General features: G+C 69.8%; 12 protein-coding genes. All 12 read left to right on the forward strand.

Translation table 11 applies throughout. From position 1 onward, the window contains the following. Positions 1–53: 53 nt before the first annotated feature. The 12 genes from uvrA (at position 54) to ACIP8W_RS12120 (ending at position 16,176) form a co-directional block, all read left to right on the forward strand. Entirely contained in the window at positions 54–3,110 is a 3,057-nt protein-coding gene (gene uvrA / locus ACIP8W_RS12065; RefSeq protein WP_402202839.1) for an excinuclease ABC subunit UvrA, read from the forward strand. 190 nt (positions 3,111–3,300) lie between these two features. Further along, positions 3,301–3,729, forward strand: coding sequence for a Rieske 2Fe-2S domain-containing protein (locus tag ACIP8W_RS12070; RefSeq protein WP_401948911.1), 429 nt, complete (start codon positions 3,301–3,303; stop codon positions 3,727–3,729). Between the two features lie 67 nt (positions 3,730–3,796). Beyond that, complete coding sequence (gene uvrC, locus ACIP8W_RS12075; RefSeq protein WP_401948914.1) at positions 3,797–5,815, forward strand: excinuclease ABC subunit UvrC; 2,019 nt, start codon at positions 3,797–3,799, stop codon at positions 5,813–5,815. Further along, positions 5,808–6,746 carry an RNase adapter RapZ gene (rapZ, locus tag ACIP8W_RS12080; RefSeq protein ID WP_401948916.1) on the forward strand — a complete coding sequence of 313 codons (939 nt, stop codon included), beginning with the start codon at positions 5,808–5,810 and terminating at the stop codon, positions 6,744–6,746. The genes uvrC and rapZ overlap by 8 nt, the downstream gene beginning before the upstream one ends. Continuing rightward, positions 6,743–7,777, forward strand: a complete 1,035-nt coding sequence (gene yvcK, locus ACIP8W_RS12085; RefSeq protein ID WP_401948919.1) for a uridine diphosphate-N-acetylglucosamine-binding protein YvcK — start codon at positions 6,743–6,745, stop codon at positions 7,775–7,777. Before rapZ ends, yvcK begins: the two co-directional genes overlap by 4 nt. Then, on the forward strand, positions 7,768–8,757 hold the full coding sequence (whiA, locus tag ACIP8W_RS12090) for a DNA-binding protein WhiA (protein WP_401948922.1): 990 nt from the start codon (positions 7,768–7,770) through the stop codon (positions 8,755–8,757). The genes yvcK and whiA overlap by 10 nt, the downstream gene beginning before the upstream one ends. Before the next feature lie 184 nt (positions 8,758–8,941). Continuing rightward, positions 8,942–11,902: a M14 family zinc carboxypeptidase gene (locus ACIP8W_RS12095; RefSeq protein ID WP_402202842.1), complete on the forward strand. Its 2,961-nt coding sequence runs from the start codon at positions 8,942–8,944 to the stop codon at positions 11,900–11,902. 181 nt (positions 11,903–12,083) lie between these two features. Then, entirely contained in the window at positions 12,084–13,088 is a 1,005-nt protein-coding gene (gene gap, locus ACIP8W_RS12100) for a type I glyceraldehyde-3-phosphate dehydrogenase (protein ID WP_401948928.1), read from the forward strand. Positions 13,089–13,229: 141 nt separating this feature from the next. After that, complete coding sequence (locus tag ACIP8W_RS12105) at positions 13,230–14,441, forward strand: phosphoglycerate kinase (RefSeq protein WP_401948931.1); 1,212 nt, start codon at positions 13,230–13,232, stop codon at positions 14,439–14,441. Between the two features lie 7 nt (positions 14,442–14,448). Further along, positions 14,449–15,243 carry a triose-phosphate isomerase gene (gene tpiA, locus ACIP8W_RS12110; protein ID WP_402202845.1) on the forward strand — a complete coding sequence of 265 codons (795 nt, stop codon included), beginning with the start codon at positions 14,449–14,451 and terminating at the stop codon, positions 15,241–15,243. A gap of 184 nt (positions 15,244–15,427) precedes the next feature. Next, positions 15,428–15,658: a preprotein translocase subunit SecG gene (gene secG / locus ACIP8W_RS12115; RefSeq protein WP_401949509.1), complete on the forward strand. Its 231-nt coding sequence runs from the start codon at positions 15,428–15,430 to the stop codon at positions 15,656–15,658. A 182-nt stretch (positions 15,659–15,840) separates the two neighbouring features. Further along, positions 15,841–16,176, forward strand: coding sequence for an RNA polymerase-binding protein RbpA (locus ACIP8W_RS12120; protein ID WP_401948937.1), 336 nt, complete (start codon positions 15,841–15,843; stop codon positions 16,174–16,176). Positions 16,177–16,380 lie beyond the last annotated feature (204 nt).

Below are 16,380 nucleotides of genomic sequence, written 5' to 3' on the forward strand. Positions count from 1 at the left end.
CAGGAAAGCAGGGGGCTCCGCCGCTGCTTCTCCTCAGAAAGGTGCGGACCGGCGTGGCCGACCGTCTCATCGTCCGTGGCGCGCGCGAGCACAATCTCAAGAACGTCTCGCTCGACCTCCCCCGTGACTCACTCATCGTCTTCACCGGGCTCTCCGGGTCGGGCAAGTCCTCGCTCGCGTTCGACACGATCTTCGCCGAGGGGCAGCGCCGGTACGTGGAGTCGCTCTCCTCGTACGCCCGGCAGTTCCTCGGCCAGATGGACAAGCCGGACGTCGATTTCATCGAGGGCCTCTCCCCGGCCGTCTCCATCGACCAGAAGTCGACCTCGCGCAACCCCCGCTCGACGGTCGGCACGATCACCGAGGTCTACGACTACCTCCGGCTGCTCTTCGCCCGGATCGGCAAGCCGCACTGCCCCGAGTGCTCCCGGCCGATCTCCCGCCAGTCGCCGCAGGCCATCGTCGACCGGGTGCTCGATCTGCCCGAGGGGAGCCGCTTCCAGGTGCTCTCGCCGCTCGTCCGTGAGCGCAAGGGCGAGTTCGTCGATCTCTTCGCCGATCTCCAGACCAAGGGGTACAGCCGGGCCAGGGTCGACGGCCGGACCATCCAGCTCACCGAGCCGCCCACGCTCAAGAAGCAGGAGAAGCACACCATCGAGGTGGTAGTCGACCGCCTCACGGTGAAGGACAGCGCCAAGCGCCGGCTCACCGACTCGGTCGAGACCGCGCTCGGGCTCTCCGGAGGCATGGTCGTGCTCGACTTCGTCGACCTCGCCGAGGACGACCCCGAGCGCGAGCGGATGTACTCCGAGCATCTGTACTGCCCGTACGACGACCTCTCCTTCGAGGAGCTGGAGCCCCGCTCCTTCTCGTTCAACTCGCCCTTCGGTGCCTGCCCCGACTGCACCGGTATCGGTACGCGCATGGAGGTCGACCCGGAGCTGATCGTCCCGGACGAGGACAAGTCCCTCGACGAGGGCGCGATCCACCCCTGGTCCCACGGCCACACCAAGGAGTACTTCGGACGGCTGATCGGCGGCCTCTCCCAGGCCCTCGGATTCCGTACGGACATCGCGTGGGCCGGGCTGCCGCAGCGCGCCAAGAAGGCTCTGCTGTACGGCCACAAGACCCAGGTGGAGGTCCGCTACCGCAACCGGTACGGGCGCGAGCGCGCCTACACCACCCCCGCCTTCGAAGGGGCGGTCACCTTCGTCAAGCGGCGCCACACGGAGTCCGAGAGCGACAGCAGCAGGGAGCGGTTCGAGGGCTATATGCGCGAAGTGCCCTGTCCGACCTGCGAGGGCACCCGGCTCAAGCCGATCGTCCTGGCGGTGACGGTGATGGAGAAGTCCATCGCCGAGGTCGCCGCGCTGTCGATCAGCGACTGTGCCGACTTCCTCGCCCGCCTCAAGCTGAACGCGCGGGACAAGCAGATCGCCGAGCGCGTGCTCAAGGAGGTCAACGAGCGGCTGAAGTTCCTGGTCGACGTCGGTCTCGACTACCTCTCGCTCAACCGCGCGGCCGGGACCCTCTCCGGTGGCGAGGCGCAGCGCATCCGGCTCGCCACCCAGATCGGCTCCGGTCTGGTCGGGGTGCTGTACGTCCTGGACGAGCCGTCCATCGGTCTGCACCAGCGGGACAACCACCGGCTGATCGAGACGCTGGTCCGGCTGCGCGACATGGGCAACACCCTGATCGTCGTGGAGCACGACGAGGACACGATCAAGGTCGCCGACTGGGTGGTGGACATCGGTCCCGGCGCGGGCGAGCACGGCGGCCGGGTCGTGCACTCGGGGCCGCTGAAGGGGCTGCTGGCCAACAAGGAGTCGATGACCGGCCAGTATCTCTCCGGCAAGAGGTCCATTCCGACCCCGGAGATCCGCCGCCCCGTCGACCCGGGCCGCCGGCTCACGGTGCACGGCGCCCGGGAGAACAATCTGCGGGACATCGACGTGTCGTTCCCGCTGGGGGTGTTCACGGCGGTCACCGGTGTCTCGGGCTCCGGGAAGTCGACTCTGGTCAACGACATCCTCTATACGCACCTGGCCCGCGAGCTGAACGGCGCGAAGTCGGTGCCGGGGCGCCACACCCGGGTCGACGGCGACGACCTGGTCGACAAGGTGGTCCACGTCGACCAGTCGCCCATCGGCCGTACGCCCCGGTCCAACCCGGCCACGTACACCGGCGTCTTCGACCATGTCCGCAAGCTCTTCGCGGAGACGATGGAGGCCAAGGTCCGCGGCTATCTCCCCGGGCGCTTCTCCTTCAATGTCAAGGGCGGCCGCTGCGAGAACTGCTCGGGCGACGGCACGATCAAGATCGAGATGAACTTCCTGCCGGACGTGTACGTCCCGTGCGAGGTCTGCCACGGGGCGCGGTACAACCGGGAGACCCTGGAGGTCCACTACAAGGGCAAGTCCATCGCCGAGGTGCTGGACATGCCGATCGAGGAGGCGCTGGACTTCTTCGAGGCCGTGCCGACGATCTCGCGCCACCTCAGGACGCTCAACGAGGTCGGCCTCGGCTATGTCCGGCTCGGCCAGTCCGCGCCGACCCTCTCGGGGGGTGAGGCGCAGCGGGTGAAGCTGTCGAGCGAGTTGCAGAAGCGTTCGTCGGGCCGCACGGTGTACGTGCTGGACGAGCCCACGACCGGTCTGCACTTCGAGGACATCAGCAAGCTGATCACGGTGCTGTCCGGGCTGGTCGAGAAGGGCAACACGGTGATCGTGATCGAGCACAACCTGGACGTCATCAAGACGGCGGACTGGGTGATCGACATGGGCCCCGAGGGCGGCAACGGTGGCGGCCTGGTCCTCGCGGAAGGCACCCCGGAGCAGGTGGCCGGGGTCCCGGCCAGCCACACCGGCAAGTTCCTGCGGGAGATCCTGGACGCGGAGCGGATCAGCGACGCCGAACCGGTGAAGAAACCGGCGGCGGCCAGGAAGACCGCGGCGAAGGGAGCCACGGCGACGAAGACCGCAGCGACGAAGACCGCGGCGACGAAGAAGACCGTGGCGGCGAAGGGGGCCACGGCCAGGAAGGCGGTCGCGAAGAAGGCGGTCGCGAAGAAGGCGGCCGCGAAGCCCACCACCCGTACCCGCCGGGCCTGACACCGGGCCCGCACCGGGCCTGACGCAGGTCCTGCTCCGGGCCGCCCTGTCCTGCGCCGCCCCGGGCCGCTCCGCCGGATGCCGTGTTCCGGCGGGGCGGGCCGTCCGGAGAGGGGCGCTCCGGGGCGGCCGGAGTGGGGCCGGTATCGTCGCGTATGTCGCTTGCCCTGTCCTGACCAGTGGAGATGCCATGTCCGGCCCGTCCGCCCCTCGCCGTACCGTGTTGAAGGGCGCCGCGCTCGCCGGTGTGGCCGGGCTGGGGGTGGCGGCCTGTTCCACCGAGTCGAAGCTCGGCCACGCCGAGTCGCCCACCCCGACCGCCGCGGAAGCGCTGGGTCCTGAGTCCGAGGTCCCGGTCGGCGGGGCGAAGCTCTACAAGGAGCAGCGCGTGGTGGTCAGCTGCCCCAAGAAGGGCGAGTACAAGGCGTTCAGCGCCCAGTGCACCCACGCGGGCTGTCTGCTGGAGAAGCTGGAGGGCACGGTGGGCGACTGCCCGTGCCACGGCAGCAAGTTCGATGTCACCACCGGCGCGGTGCTCCAGGGCCCGGCGACCGTACCGCTGCCCGCGGTGCCCGTCAGGGCCGAGGGCGGCAACCTCGTGGCGGGCCCGCAGGGCTGAGCGCCCGGGGCGGGAGCCCGAGGGACGCGCGACCCCGCTGTCAGTCCCCGACAGTAGGGTGGTGTGCATGGCCGACCCCTCCAGTTACCGCCCCAAGCCGGGACAGATCCCCGACGCGCCGGGGGTCTACAAGTTCCGTGACGACCACCGCCGGGTGATCTACGTCGGTAAGGCGAAAAGCCTGCGCCAGCGGCTCGCCAGCTACTTCCAGGACCTGGCGGGTCTGCACCCGCGCACCCGCACCATGGTCACCACGGCGGCGTCCGTGGAGTGGACCATAGTCGCCACCGAGGTCGAGGCGCTTCAGCTGGAGTACTCCTGGATCAAGGAGTACGACCCCCGGTTCAACGTCAAGTACCGCGACGACAAGAGCTATCCGTCGCTCGCCGTCACGCTCAACGAGGAGTTCCCGCGCGTCCAGGTCATGCGCGGCCCCAAGAAGAAGGGCGTGCGCTACTTCGGTCCTTACGGACACGCCTGGGCGATCCGCGAGACCGTCGACCTGATGCTCCGTGTCTTTCCCGTACGGACCTGTTCCGCCGGGGTGTTCAGGAACGCGGAGCGCACCGGCCGCCCCTGTCTGCTCGGCTATATCGGCAAGTGCTCGGCGCCCTGCGTCGGCCGGGTCACCCCCGAGGCCCATCGCGAACTGGCCGAGGAGTTCTGCGACTTCATGGCGGGCCGCACCGGTACGTACATCCGCCGGCTGGAGCGGCGGATGACGGACGCCGCCGAGGAGATGGAGTACGAGAAGGCGGCCCGGCTGCGGGACGACATAGGCGCTCTGCGCCGTGCGATGGAGAAGAACGCCGTCGTGCTCGCCGACGCCACCGACGCCGATCTGATCGCGGTCGCCGAGGACGAGCTGGAGGCCGCCGTCCAGATCTTCCACGTCCGCGGCGGCCGGGTCAGGGGCCAGCGCGGCTGGGTCACCGACAAGGTCGAGGCCGTGGAGACGGCGGGCCTCGTCGAGCACGCGCTCCAGCAGTTGTACGGGGAGGAGCGCGGCGACGCCGTCCCCAAGGAGGTCCTCGTCCCCGCGCTGCCGGAGGACGCCGACGCGGTCACCCAGTGGCTGAGCGACCGCCGGGGCTCCCAGGTCTCCCTGCGGATCCCGCAGCGCGGCGACAAGAAGGACCTGATGGCGACCGTCGCGCGCAACGCGGAGCAGTCCCTCGTCCTGCACAAGACCAAGCGCGCCAGCGATCTGACCACCCGGTCCCGCGCGCTGGAGGAGATCTCGGAGGCCCTCGGCCTGGACGGCGCGCCGCTGCGTATCGAGTGCTTCGACATCTCGCACCTCCAGGGCGACGACGTGGTGGCGTCGATGGTGGTCTTCGAGGACGGTCTGGCCCGCAAGAGCGAGTACCGCCGCTTCCAGATCAAGACCTTCGACGGACAGGACGACGTCCGGTCCATGCACGAAGTGATCACCCGGCGTTTCCGGCGCTACCTCCAGGAGAAGGAGCGGACGGGGGAGTGGGGAGAGGCGGAGACCCCCGAGGCGGTCGGCGGCCCCGTCGGTGAGGTGCCCGCCGAGCAGCTCACCGAGGACGACGGCCGCCCCAAGCGCTTCGCCTATCCTCCCCAGCTCCTCGTGGTCGACGGTGGACAGCCCCAGGTCGCCGCCGCCCGGCGGGCCCTCGACGAGCTGGGCATCGACGACATCGCCGTCTGCGGCCTCGCCAAGCGCCTCGAAGAGGTCTGGCTGCCCGGCGACACCGACCCCGTGGTGCTGCCGCGTACCAGCGAGGGGCTCTATCTCCTCCAGCGGGTACGGGACGAGGCGCACCGCTTCGCCATCACCTATCAGCGGGCCAAACGGGCCAAACGCGTCAGGAGCAGCCCGCTCGACGAGGTCGCGGGGCTCGGGGAGTCCCGTAAACAAGCGCTCATCAAGCATTTCGGCTCGTTGAAGAGGCTTCGGCAGGCGACAATCGATCAGATCTGCGAGGTTCCCGGTGTGGGCCGCAAGACGGCCGAGTCCATCATGGTGGCCTTCGCCGCGGCGGCCCCGGCGGCACCCGCCGTGAACACGGCAACAGGAGAGATCATGGAAGACAACGGGGGCACCACGCATGACTGAGCGCGACCGGGACGGAGCAGGGCACGTGAGTACGGGCACCCCAAAGGAGAACGGTGAGGCCGTCGAGGCGGCCATCCCCGAGCTGGTGATCATCTCCGGCATGTCGGGCGCGGGCCGCAGCACCGCGGCCAAGTGTCTGGAGGACCTCGGCTGGTTCGTCGTGGACAATCTGCCGCCCGCGCTGATCCCCACCATGGTGGAGCTGGGCGCGCGCTCGCAGGGCAATGTCGCGCGGATCGCCGTCGTCGTGGACGTCCGCGGCCGGCGGTTCTTCGACAACCTCCGCGAATCCCTCGCGGACCTCGACGCCAAGGAGGTCACCCGGCGGATCGTCTTCCTGGAGTCCTCCGACGAGGCGCTGGTCCGCCGCTTCGAGTCGGTCCGCCGCCCGCACCCCCTCCAGGGCGACGGCCGGATCGTCGACGGCATCGCGGCCGAGCGCGATCTGCTGCGCGAGCTGCGCGGCGACGCCGATCTGGTGATCGACACCTCCAGCCTCAACGTCCACGAGCTGCGCGCCAAGATGGACGCCCAGTTCGCCGGGGACGAGGAGCCCGAGCTACGGGCCACCGTCATGTCCTTCGGCTACAAGTACGGCCTGCCGGTCGACGCCGACCTGGTGGTCGACTGCCGCTTCCTGCCCAACCCGCACTGGGTCCCCGAGCTGCGCCCGTTCACCGGGCTCAACGACGAGGTCTCCGGTTATGTGTTCAACCAGCCGGGCGCCAAAGAGTTCCTCGACCGCTACACCGAGCTGCTCCAGCTGATCGCCGCGGGTTACCGGCGCGAGGGCAAGCGCTATGTGACCGTCGCCGTCGGCTGCACGGGGGGCAAGCACCGCTCCGTCGCCATGTCCGAGAAGCTCGGCGCACGCCTCGCCGCCGAAGGTGTCGAGACCGTCGTCGTCCACCGGGACCTGGGGCGCGAGTGACCGGACGTACGTTCCGTATGCGTCGGCTGCGCAGGGGCGCACCGGCGTTGTCGGCGCGGGGCCGGGGCGCCCAGCCGAAGGTTGTCGCGCTCGGCGGCGGTATGGGGCTGTCCGCCTCGCTGGCGGCGCTCCGCCGGATCACCGGCGATCTCACGGCCGTCGTCACCGTTGCCGACGACGGCGGCTCCAGCGGCCGGCTCCGCGACGAGCTGGGCGTCCTGCCGCCCGGCGATCTCCGCAAGGCGCTGGCGGCGCTCTGCGGCGACGACGACTGGGGCCAGACCTGGGCGCGGGTGATCCAGCACCGCTTCCAGTCCCGGGGCGATCTGCACGAACACGCGGTCGGCAATCTGCTGATCGTCGCGCTCTGGGAGCAGCTGGGCGACCATGTCCAGGCCCTCGACCTGGTCGGCAAGCTGCTGGGCGCGCACGGCCGGGTGCTGCCGATGTCCGCCGTACCGCTGGAGCTCCAGGCGCTCGTACGGGGACACGACCCGCTGCGCCCCGACGAGGTGGACACGGTGCGCGGCCAGGCGACCGTCGCGCTGACCCGGGGCGAGGTGCAGTCCGTCCACCTCGTGCCGAACGACCCGCCCGCCGTCCCCGAGGCCGTCGCCGCGGTCCTGGACGCCGACTGGGTGGTGCTCGGTCCCGGCTCCTGGTTCTCCTCCGTGATCCCGCACCTGCTGGTGCCCGAGCTGCTCGACGCGCTCGTCCAGACCAAGGCCCGCCGGGTCCTCTCGCTGAACCTCGCTCCGCAACCCGGCGAAACCGATGGCTTCTCACCGCAGCGTCATTTGGAGGTTTTGGGGCGACACGCCCCTAAACTCGCCCTGGACGTGGTGCTCGCCGACGAGGCCGCCGTGCCCGACTGCGAGTCACTCTCCGATGCCGCGAAACGGTTCGGTGCCGCGGTCGAGCTGGCGCCGGTGGCAGCGCCCGACAGCTCCCCGGTCCATGATCCGGAGCTGTTGGCAGCCGCGTACGACCGTATTTTTCGGATGCATGGAAGGATCGGCCCATGGCGATGACGCCAGCGGTGAAGGACGAGATCGCCCGCCTCCCCGTCACCCGGACATGCTGCAGGAAGGCGGAGGTCTCGGCCATTCTTCGGTTCGCGGGCGGCCTGCACCTGGTCAGCGGACGTATCGTGATCGAGGCGGAGCTGGACACCAGCATCGCCGCGCGCCGGCTCCGCAAGGACATCCTGGAGATCTTCGGGCACAACTCGGAGCTGGTGGTGATGGCCCCCGGCGGGCTGCGCCGCGGCAGCCGTTACGTCGTACGGGTGATTACGGGCGGTGATCAGCTGGCCCGGCAGACCGGACTGGTGGACGGCCGGGGGCGCCCGATCCGCGGCCTGCCCCCGCAGGTCGTCTCCGGTGCCACCTGTGACGCGGAGGCCGCCTGGCGCGGCGCGTTCCTGGCGCACGGCTCGCTCACCGAGCCCGGCCGCTCCTCCTCGCTGGAGGTGACCTGCCCGGGGCCCGAAGCGGCCCTCGCGCTGGTCGGCGCGGCCCGCAGGCTCCAGATCGCCGCCAAGGCCCGCGAGGTGCGCGGGGTGGACCGGGTGGTCGTCCGGGACGGGGACGCGATCGGCGCGCTGCTGACCCGGCTCGGCGCGCACGAGTCGGTGCTCGCGTGGGAGGAGCGGCGGATGCGCCGCGAGGTCCGCGCCACGGCCAACCGGCTGGCCAACTTCGACGACGCGAACCTGCGCCGTTCGGCCCGCGCGGCGGTCGCCGCCGGGGCCCGGGTGCAGCGCGCGCTGGAGATCCTCGGCGAGGAGGTGCCCGAGCATCTGGCGGCCGCCGGCCGGCTGCGGATGGAGCACAAGCAGGCGTCCCTGGAGGAGCTGGGCGCGCTCGCCGACCCGCCGCTCACCAAGGACGCGGTCGCGGGCCGGATCCGCCGGCTGCTGGCCATGGCGGACAAGCGGGCGCAGGATCTCGGGATCCCCGGTACGGAGTCCGGCCTCAGTGAGGAGCTGGCGGACGGGCTGGTGGGCTGAGCCTTTTTCGGGCGGCCCGGTCTGTCCGTACGTATCCCCTTGCGCTGCCCGTTGCCGGTGCCGTACAGGCGTCGGCAGCGGGCATTTTCCGCCGTTCCCCGCCCGCCTCGATTTGACGTGACCATGAAGTCTGGTGAGCCTGACGTCTGTTCACGGATGTGGCACACAACGGCATGGGGAGCACATGAGGCGGAGAGCGGGATCGATTCTCGCGGCGGGCGCGCTGCTGCTGGGCGCGGTGGCGGCGACGCCGTCGGCGCAGGCGCGGTCGGGACCCGGTACGGGAACGGGCGCGGACGGCGGGGACCCGGTGAAGGTCTTCGACGCCGCGGTCACCAAGGAGCAGATCCCGCTGCTCCTCCGGGCCGGTCAGGACGCCCATGAACTGACCGAGCAGGCCCCCGAGAAGGGGACGGCGAAGGTCGAGCTGTTCCTCACCGACGCGCAGGCCCGTGAGCTGGAGGGGCAGGGCGTCGCGGTCACCGAGCGGAAGATCCCCGCGAAGGCCGGGGCCAGGATCCAGGCGGCGGGGGACGGGGTCTTCCGCCCGTACAGCGGCGAGGGCAATCTCCAGGAGGAGATCGTCGCCACCGGGCGGGCCAACCCCGGTATCGCCAAGGTCGTCTCCATCGGCAAGAGCCTCAACGGCCAGGACATCCTCGCCCTCAAGCTCAGCAAGGGCGCGCGGACGACCGAGGACGGCGCCAAGCCGTCCGTGCTCTACCTGTCCAACCAGCACGCCCGGGAGTGGATCACTCCCGAGATGACCCGTCGGCTGATGCACCATTACATCGACAACTACGGCAAGGACCAGCGGATCACGAAGATCCTCGACTCCACCGAGCTGTGGTTCGTGCTCACCGCCAACCCGGACGGCTACGACTTCACCCACAGCGCGGACAGCGCCCGGCTCTGGCGCAAGAACCTCCGCGACATCAACGGCGACGGGGTCATCACCACCGGCGACGGCGTCGACCTCAACCGGAACTTCCCGTACAAGTGGGGCTACGACGACGAGGGTTCGTCCCCCAGCTCCGACAGCGAGACCTACCGGGGCCCCGGGCCCGCCTCCGAGCCGGAGACCCGTGCGATGGACGCGTTCCAGAAGCGCATCGGCTTCGAGTACGGCATCAACTACCACTCCGCCGCCGAACTGATCCTGTACGGCGTGGGCTGGCAGGTCGCCACCCCGACCCCCGACGATGTGCTGTACGAGGCGCTCGCGGGCACCCCGGAGAACCCGGCCGTCCCCGGCTACTCCCCGCAGGTCGCCTCCGAGCTGTACACCACCAACGGTGAGGCGGACGGGCACGCGGCGAACGTCAACGGGACGATGATGTTCACCCCGGAGATGACCACCTGTCAGACCGCGTCCGCGCTCGACCCGAACGACGCCTGGGAGGCCAAGGACTGCCGGTCCGGCTTCAACTTCCCCGACGACGAGAAGCTGATCCAGGACGAGTTCGCCAAGAACATCCCCTTCGCGCTCTCCGTCGCCGAGACCGCCGCCCACCCCGACCGGCCGTCCTCCGCGGTCGGCCTGACCGCGCCCGACTTCACCCCGGCGCCCTTCACCACCTCGTACGCGCGCGGAGCGGACCAGCAGGTCTCCGTCGTCGCCCGCAAGTCGCTGAAGGCCAAGCGGCTCAGGTACCGGATCAACGGTGGCCCCGAACACACCGAGAAGCTCACGGGGTGGAAGGGCGGCGAGGTCTTCGGAGGCCACGACAACCTTCACTTCGACGAGTACCGCGCCGGAGTCAAGAACGCCCGTACGGGTGACACGGTCGAGGTCTGGTTCACCGGCCTGACCCGCACCGGGAAGGCCGTCGCCGGCGAGCGCTTCACCTACACCGTCGCCGAACGCCCCCGCGCCGACACGCTCGTGGTCGCCGAGGAGAGCGCACCCGCCCAGCAGGTCGAGGCGTACACCGCCGCGCTGCGCGCCAACGGACGCTCCGCCGCCGTCTGGGACGTCGCCACCCAGGGCGCCCCGCACCCGCTCGGCATCCTGGACCACTTCTCCACCGTGGTCCACTACACGGCGGCCGAGGCCCCCGGCGGACCCACCCAGATCGCCCTGCGCGCCTTCCTCAACGAGGGCGGCAAGCTGATCGAGGCCGGCCGGCTGGCGGGCGGCAACGCCCAGGTCGGACGCGCGGTGACCGACGACTTCAGCCAGTACTACCTGGGCGCCCACAGCCGTACGTCCCTCACCGGGGCCACCGGCTTCACCGGCGCCGGAGCGCTCACGGGCGCGGCCGGCTCCCTGGCCGCGCTCCCCGGCAACCCGCTGAACCCGTCGGGCTCCTACACCGTCACCTCCGACATCCTCGACCCGGCGACGTTCCCGCAGTTCAAGAGCGCGCAGTCGGGTTCGTACACGGGCGTCGCCAACCCGTACGCCCCCTACGAGGGCCAGTGGATGGCGTCCGCCGCCCACCGGGAAAACGCCTGGCGCCGCCTCACCCGGACCGTCGACCTCACCGGCGTCACCGCGGCCGACAAGCCGGAGCTGCGGCTCGCGCTGAACTGGAACACCGAGCGGGGGTACGACCACGCCGTCCTGGAGGCCCACACCGCCGGGGCCGAGGACTGGACCACCCTGCCGGAGAGCGGCGGCGCCACCAGCACGGCCGTACCCAAGGAGTGCGAGGCCGGGTTCCTCCTGGAGGGCCACCCCGCGCTCGGCCGCTATCTGACCCTCGGGGCCGACGGCTGCGCCCCGACCGGCACCAGCGGAGCCTGGAACAGCTTCACCGGCAGTTCGAACGGGTGGAAGCAGGTGTCCTTCGACCTGAGCGCCTACGCGGGCAGGAAGGCGGAGCTGTCGATCGGCTACATCACCGACGGGGTCAACGGCGGGCGCGGCGTCTTCGCCGACGGCGCGCGGCTGGTCGTGGGCGGGGCCGACCGGGACACGGAGGGCTTCGAGACCTCCCTCGGGGCCTGGACCGTACCGGGTCCGCCGGCGGGCACCCCCGCCGTCCCCGGGGACTGGGAGCGCACCGGGGCACTGTTCGCCTCGTACGCCTCGGTCACTACGCGTAACACCGTGCTCCTCGGGTTCGGCCTCGAACACGTGCCGGACGCGGCGGAGCGGGCCGCGCTGCTCGGCAAGGCGCTGCGGGCCCTGCGCGGCTGATCCCGGAAAAACGTGGGACCCGCCCGTACCCATCGGTAATGCCGGGTACGGGCGGGTTCGGGTCGCGAAACCACTCGATGTCACCACGCGGCTCGCGGAGAGGTAGGGTCATAAGCGGTCGGGGACATCCCATACAACTCGCCGGCGTCGAAACCCGGCGTACCAACGAGGAGATCGGTTCGTGACGATCCGCGTAGGCATCAACGGCTTTGGCCGCATCGGTCGTAACTACTTCCGCGCGCTGCTGGAGCAGGGTGCAGACATCGAGATCGTGGCTGTCAACGACCTGGGTGACACTGCGACCACGGCGCATCTGCTGAAGTACGACACCATCCTGGGCCGCCTCAAGGCCGAGGTGTCCCACACCGCCGACACCATCACGGTCGACGGTCACACCATCAAGGTGCTCTCCGAGCGCGACCCGGCCGACATCCCCTGGGGTGAGCTGGGCGTCGACATCGTCATCGAGTCGACCGGCATCTTCACCAAGCGGGCCGACGCCGCGAAGCACATCGCCGGTGGCGCCAAGAAGGTCCTCATCTCGGCTCCGGCCTCGGACGAGGACATCACGATCGTGCTCGGTGTCAACGAGGACAAGTACGACGCGGCGAACCACCACATCATCTCCAACGCCTCTTGTACGACCAACTGTGTGGCGCCGATGGCCAAGGTTCTCCTGGAGAACTTCGGCATCGTCTCGGGCCTGATGACCACGGTCCACGCCTACACCAGCGACCAGCGCCTCCAGGACTTCCCGCACAAGGACCTGCGCCGCGCCCGCGCCGCCGCCGAGAACATCATTCCGGCGAGCACCGGTGCGGCCAAGGCCCTCGGCGTGGTCATCCCGGAGCTGGCGGGCAAGCTCAACGGCATGGCGATGCGGGTGCCGGTCCCGACGGGATCCGTCACCGACCTGGTCGTCGAGACGGAGCGCGTGGTGACCAAGGAAGAGGTCAACGCCGCGTTCCAGAAGGCGGCCCAGGGCGAGCTGAAGGGCTACCTGGACTACACCGAGGACGCGATCGTCTCCTCGGACATCGTCAGCTGGCCGGCCTCCTGCACCTTCGACGCCTCCCTGACCATGGTCCAGGGCAACAGCGTGAAGATCATCGGTTGGTACGACAACGAGTGGGGCTACTCCAACCGTCTGGTCGACCTGACCGTCTTCGTCGGCAACCAGCTCTGATCCAGGACCCCTGCGTCACGGTTCCCGGCATTCAGGGTTGATAGGCATCTCGATATGAGCGACAGGGCTCGGTCGGCGCACTTGTGGCGCTGGTCCGAGCCCTGTCGGCCTGTCCAGACATCCCAAGGAGTCCAGCAGCAGATGAAGACGATCGACGAACTTCTCGCCGAAGGGGTCGCGGGCAAGCGCGTATTCGTCCGCGCCGACCTCAATGTGCCGCTCGACGGCACCACCATCACCGACGACGGCCGGATCCGCGCCGTCGCGCCGACGATCGCCCGGCTCGCCGAGGCCGGCGCGCGCGTGATCGTCGCCTCCCACCTGGGCCGGCCCAAGGGCGGGCCCGACCCCGCCTTCTCCCTCGCCCCCGCCGCCGCGCGGCTCGGTGAACTCCTCGGCGCCCCCGTGGCGTTCGCGACCGACACGGTCGGCGAGTCCGCCACCGCCACCGTCGCGGCGCTCACCGACGGCGGCGTCGCCGTCCTGGAGAACCTCCGCTTCAACGCGGGCGAGACCGCGAAGGACGACGCCGAGCGCGGCGCCTTCGCCGACCGGCTGGCCGCGCTGGCCGACCTGTACGTGGGCGACGGCTTCGGCGCCGTCCACCGCAAGCACGCCTCGGTGTACGACCTGCCGGCTCGGCTGCCGCATGCCGCGGGCGGACTCATCGCCACCGAGGTCGGCGTCCTCAAGAAGCTCACCGACGACGTGCGGCGGCCGTACGCGGTCGTGCTCGGCGGCGCCAAGGTATCCGACAAGCTCGCGGTCATCGACCACCTGCTGGAGCGGGCCGACCGCATCCTGGTCGGCGGCGGCATGGTCTTCACCTTCCTCAAGGCGCAGGGCCACGAGATCGGCACCTCGCTCGTCCAGGAGGACCAGATCCCGGCCGTGCGGGGATATCTGAAGCGGGCCGAGGAACGCGGTGTGGAGTTCGTGCTCCCCGTGGACGTCCTGGTCGCCGAGGCGTTCCCGGACCTGAAGAGCAAGGCGCCGGCGGACCCCGCGACCGTGGCCGCCGACGCCATCCCGGCCGGGGTGATGGGGCTGGACATCGGCCCGGAGACCGGCCGTCTCTACGCCTCGAAGCTCGCCGACGCGGCCACCGTCTTCTGGAACGGCCCGATGGGCGTCTTCGAGCACCCCGACTACGCCGGAGGCACCCGGGCCGTCGCCCGGGCGCTCGTGGACTCCCCGGGCTTCTCGGTCGTCGGTGGTGGGGACTCCGCCGCCGCCGTCCGCATCCTGGGCTTCGACGAGCAGGCATTCGGCCATATCTCGACCGGTGGCGGCGCCAGCCTCGAATACCTCGAAGGCAAGACGCTTCCCGGCCTCGCCGCACTGGAGGACTGAACTTCACATGACCGTTTCCACCGACAAGACCGGCCGCACCCCGCTGATGGCGGGCAACTGGAAGATGAACCTCAACCATCTTGAGGCCATCGCCCACACGCAGAAGCTCGCCTTCGCCCTGACCGACAAGGACTACGACGCCGTCGAGGTCGCCGTCCTGGCGCCCTTCACCGACCTGCGGTCCGTACAGACCCTGGTCGACGGCGACAAGCTCAAGATCAAGTACGGCGCGCAGGACATCTCGGCGCACGACTCGGGCGCGTACACCGGGGAGATCTCCGGCCCGATGCTCGCCAAGCTCAAGTGCTCCTACGTGGCGGTCGGCCACTCCGAGCGCCGGCAGTACCACGCCGAGTCGGACGAGATCTGCAACGCCAAGGTGAAGGCCGCGTACAAGCACGGTCTGACCCCGATCCTCTGTGTCGGTGAGGGCCTGGACATCCGCAAGGCCGGACAGCAGGTGCCGTACACGCTCGCCCAGCTCGACGGCGGGCTGAAGGACATCCCGGCCGACCAGGCCGAGACCATCGTGATCGCGTACGAGCCGGTGTGGGCCATCGGCACCGGCGAGGTCGCCACCCCCGAGGACGCGCAGGAGGTCTGCTCGGCGATCCGCGGGCGGCTCGCCGAGCTGTACTCGCAGGAGCTGGCCGACAAGGTCCGTATCCAGTACGGCGGCTCGGTCAAGTCCGGCAATGTCGCCGCGATCATGGCGCAGCCCGATGTGGACGGAGCCCTGGTGGGCGGGGCCGCGCTGGACCCCGAAGAGTTCGTCAAGATCGTCAGGTTCCGCGACCAGTAAGTATGCGGTAGGACGGATCCGTCGTACCCTGGCGGGGGCCGAGAAGGCATTGCCCGTGAATGCATTGCGTGAGACCGCATTCACCCGGGATGCCCGACCCGGCCCCCGTCTTCTGTTTTCGGTCCCGTTCGTTTTCTGTCAGTTGTTGTCTGTTCAGTCCGAGGAAGTTGGTCCAGCCGTGGTTATGGGGTTCTCGATCGCCCTCATCGTCTTCAGCCTGCTGATGACGCTGCTGGTGCTGATGCACAAAGGAAAGGGCGGCGGCCTCTCCGACATGTTCGGTGGCGGAATGCAGTCGTCGGTCGGTGGTTCGTCGGTCGCCGAGCGTAACCTCGACCGCATCACCGTAGTTGTCGGTCTGCTGTGGTTCGCGTGCATTGTCGTGCTTGGTCTGCTGCTGAAGCTGGACAGCTGAGCAAAGGCACGGTAAGGCGCCGCGGGCGCGGCCTATCATGGGGTTCCACGTCCGGCGGCAGGGGTGCAGAGGGGTAACTCCCTTTGTAGGACGCGCGTTGGGCCTTACGTACACTGTGGCCAGCCCGGCAGCGGAGCTGCCTACCGATGCATTGCGGCACCATCACGCAGGGAGTTACGACCGTGGCAAGTGGCAACGCGATCCGGGGAAGCCGGGTCGGAGCGGGGCCGATGGGCGAGGCCGAGCGCGGCGAGTCCGCGCCCCGTCTGCGCATCTCCTTCTGGTGCTCCCATGGGCACGAGACGGTGCCGAGCTTCGCCAGCGACGCGCAGGTCCCGGAGACATGGGACTGCCCGCGCTGCGGATTCCCGGCCGGTCAGGACCGGGACAATCCCCCGGCCCCGCCGCGCACCGAGCCGTACAAGACGCATCTGGCTTATGTACGGGAACGGCGCAGCGACGCGGACGGTGAGGCGATCCTGGCCGAGGCGCTCGCCAAATTGCGCGGCGAGTTCTAGCGCCCCTCCCGGGCTGGTCGCCCTCACGGCAATAGTTGTTCCAGTTCAGTGGCTTATTTCGGCCTTTCTGTCCGGCCGGGCACTCATACGGGTGCCCGGCCGACCGCATTCCCGCCCCGGATCCGGACACCGGGGTGATCCGGCCCGCGCTCGCCTCGTACGCTCGTCCGATCAATTAGGTTGGACGGACAGCAGGGCATGTAC

This window comes from Streptomyces sp. NPDC088554, assembly GCF_044752945.1.
Taxonomy (GTDB): Bacteria; Actinomycetota; Actinomycetes; order Streptomycetales; family Streptomycetaceae; genus Streptomyces.

Coding starts and splice junctions, on each gene's coding strand:
- ACIP8W_RS12070 (WP_401948911.1), top strand. CDS start 3,301: ATGTCCGGCCCGTCCGCCCCTCGCCGTACCGTGTTGAAGGGCGCCGCG.
- uvrC (WP_401948914.1), top strand. CDS start 3,797: ATGGCCGACCCCTCCAGTTACCGCCCCAAGCCGGGACAGATCCCCGAC.
- rapZ (WP_401948916.1), top strand. CDS start 5,808: ATGACTGAGCGCGACCGGGACGGAGCAGGGCACGTGAGTACGGGCACC.
- whiA (WP_401948922.1), top strand. CDS start 7,768: ATGGCGATGACGCCAGCGGTGAAGGACGAGATCGCCCGCCTCCCCGTC.
- ACIP8W_RS12095 (WP_402202842.1), top strand. CDS start 8,942: ATGAGGCGGAGAGCGGGATCGATTCTCGCGGCGGGCGCGCTGCTGCTG.
- ACIP8W_RS12105 (WP_401948931.1), top strand. CDS start 13,230: ATGAAGACGATCGACGAACTTCTCGCCGAAGGGGTCGCGGGCAAGCGC.
- tpiA (WP_402202845.1), top strand. CDS start 14,449: ATGACCGTTTCCACCGACAAGACCGGCCGCACCCCGCTGATGGCGGGC.
- secG (WP_401949509.1), top strand. CDS start 15,428: ATGGGGTTCTCGATCGCCCTCATCGTCTTCAGCCTGCTGATGACGCTG.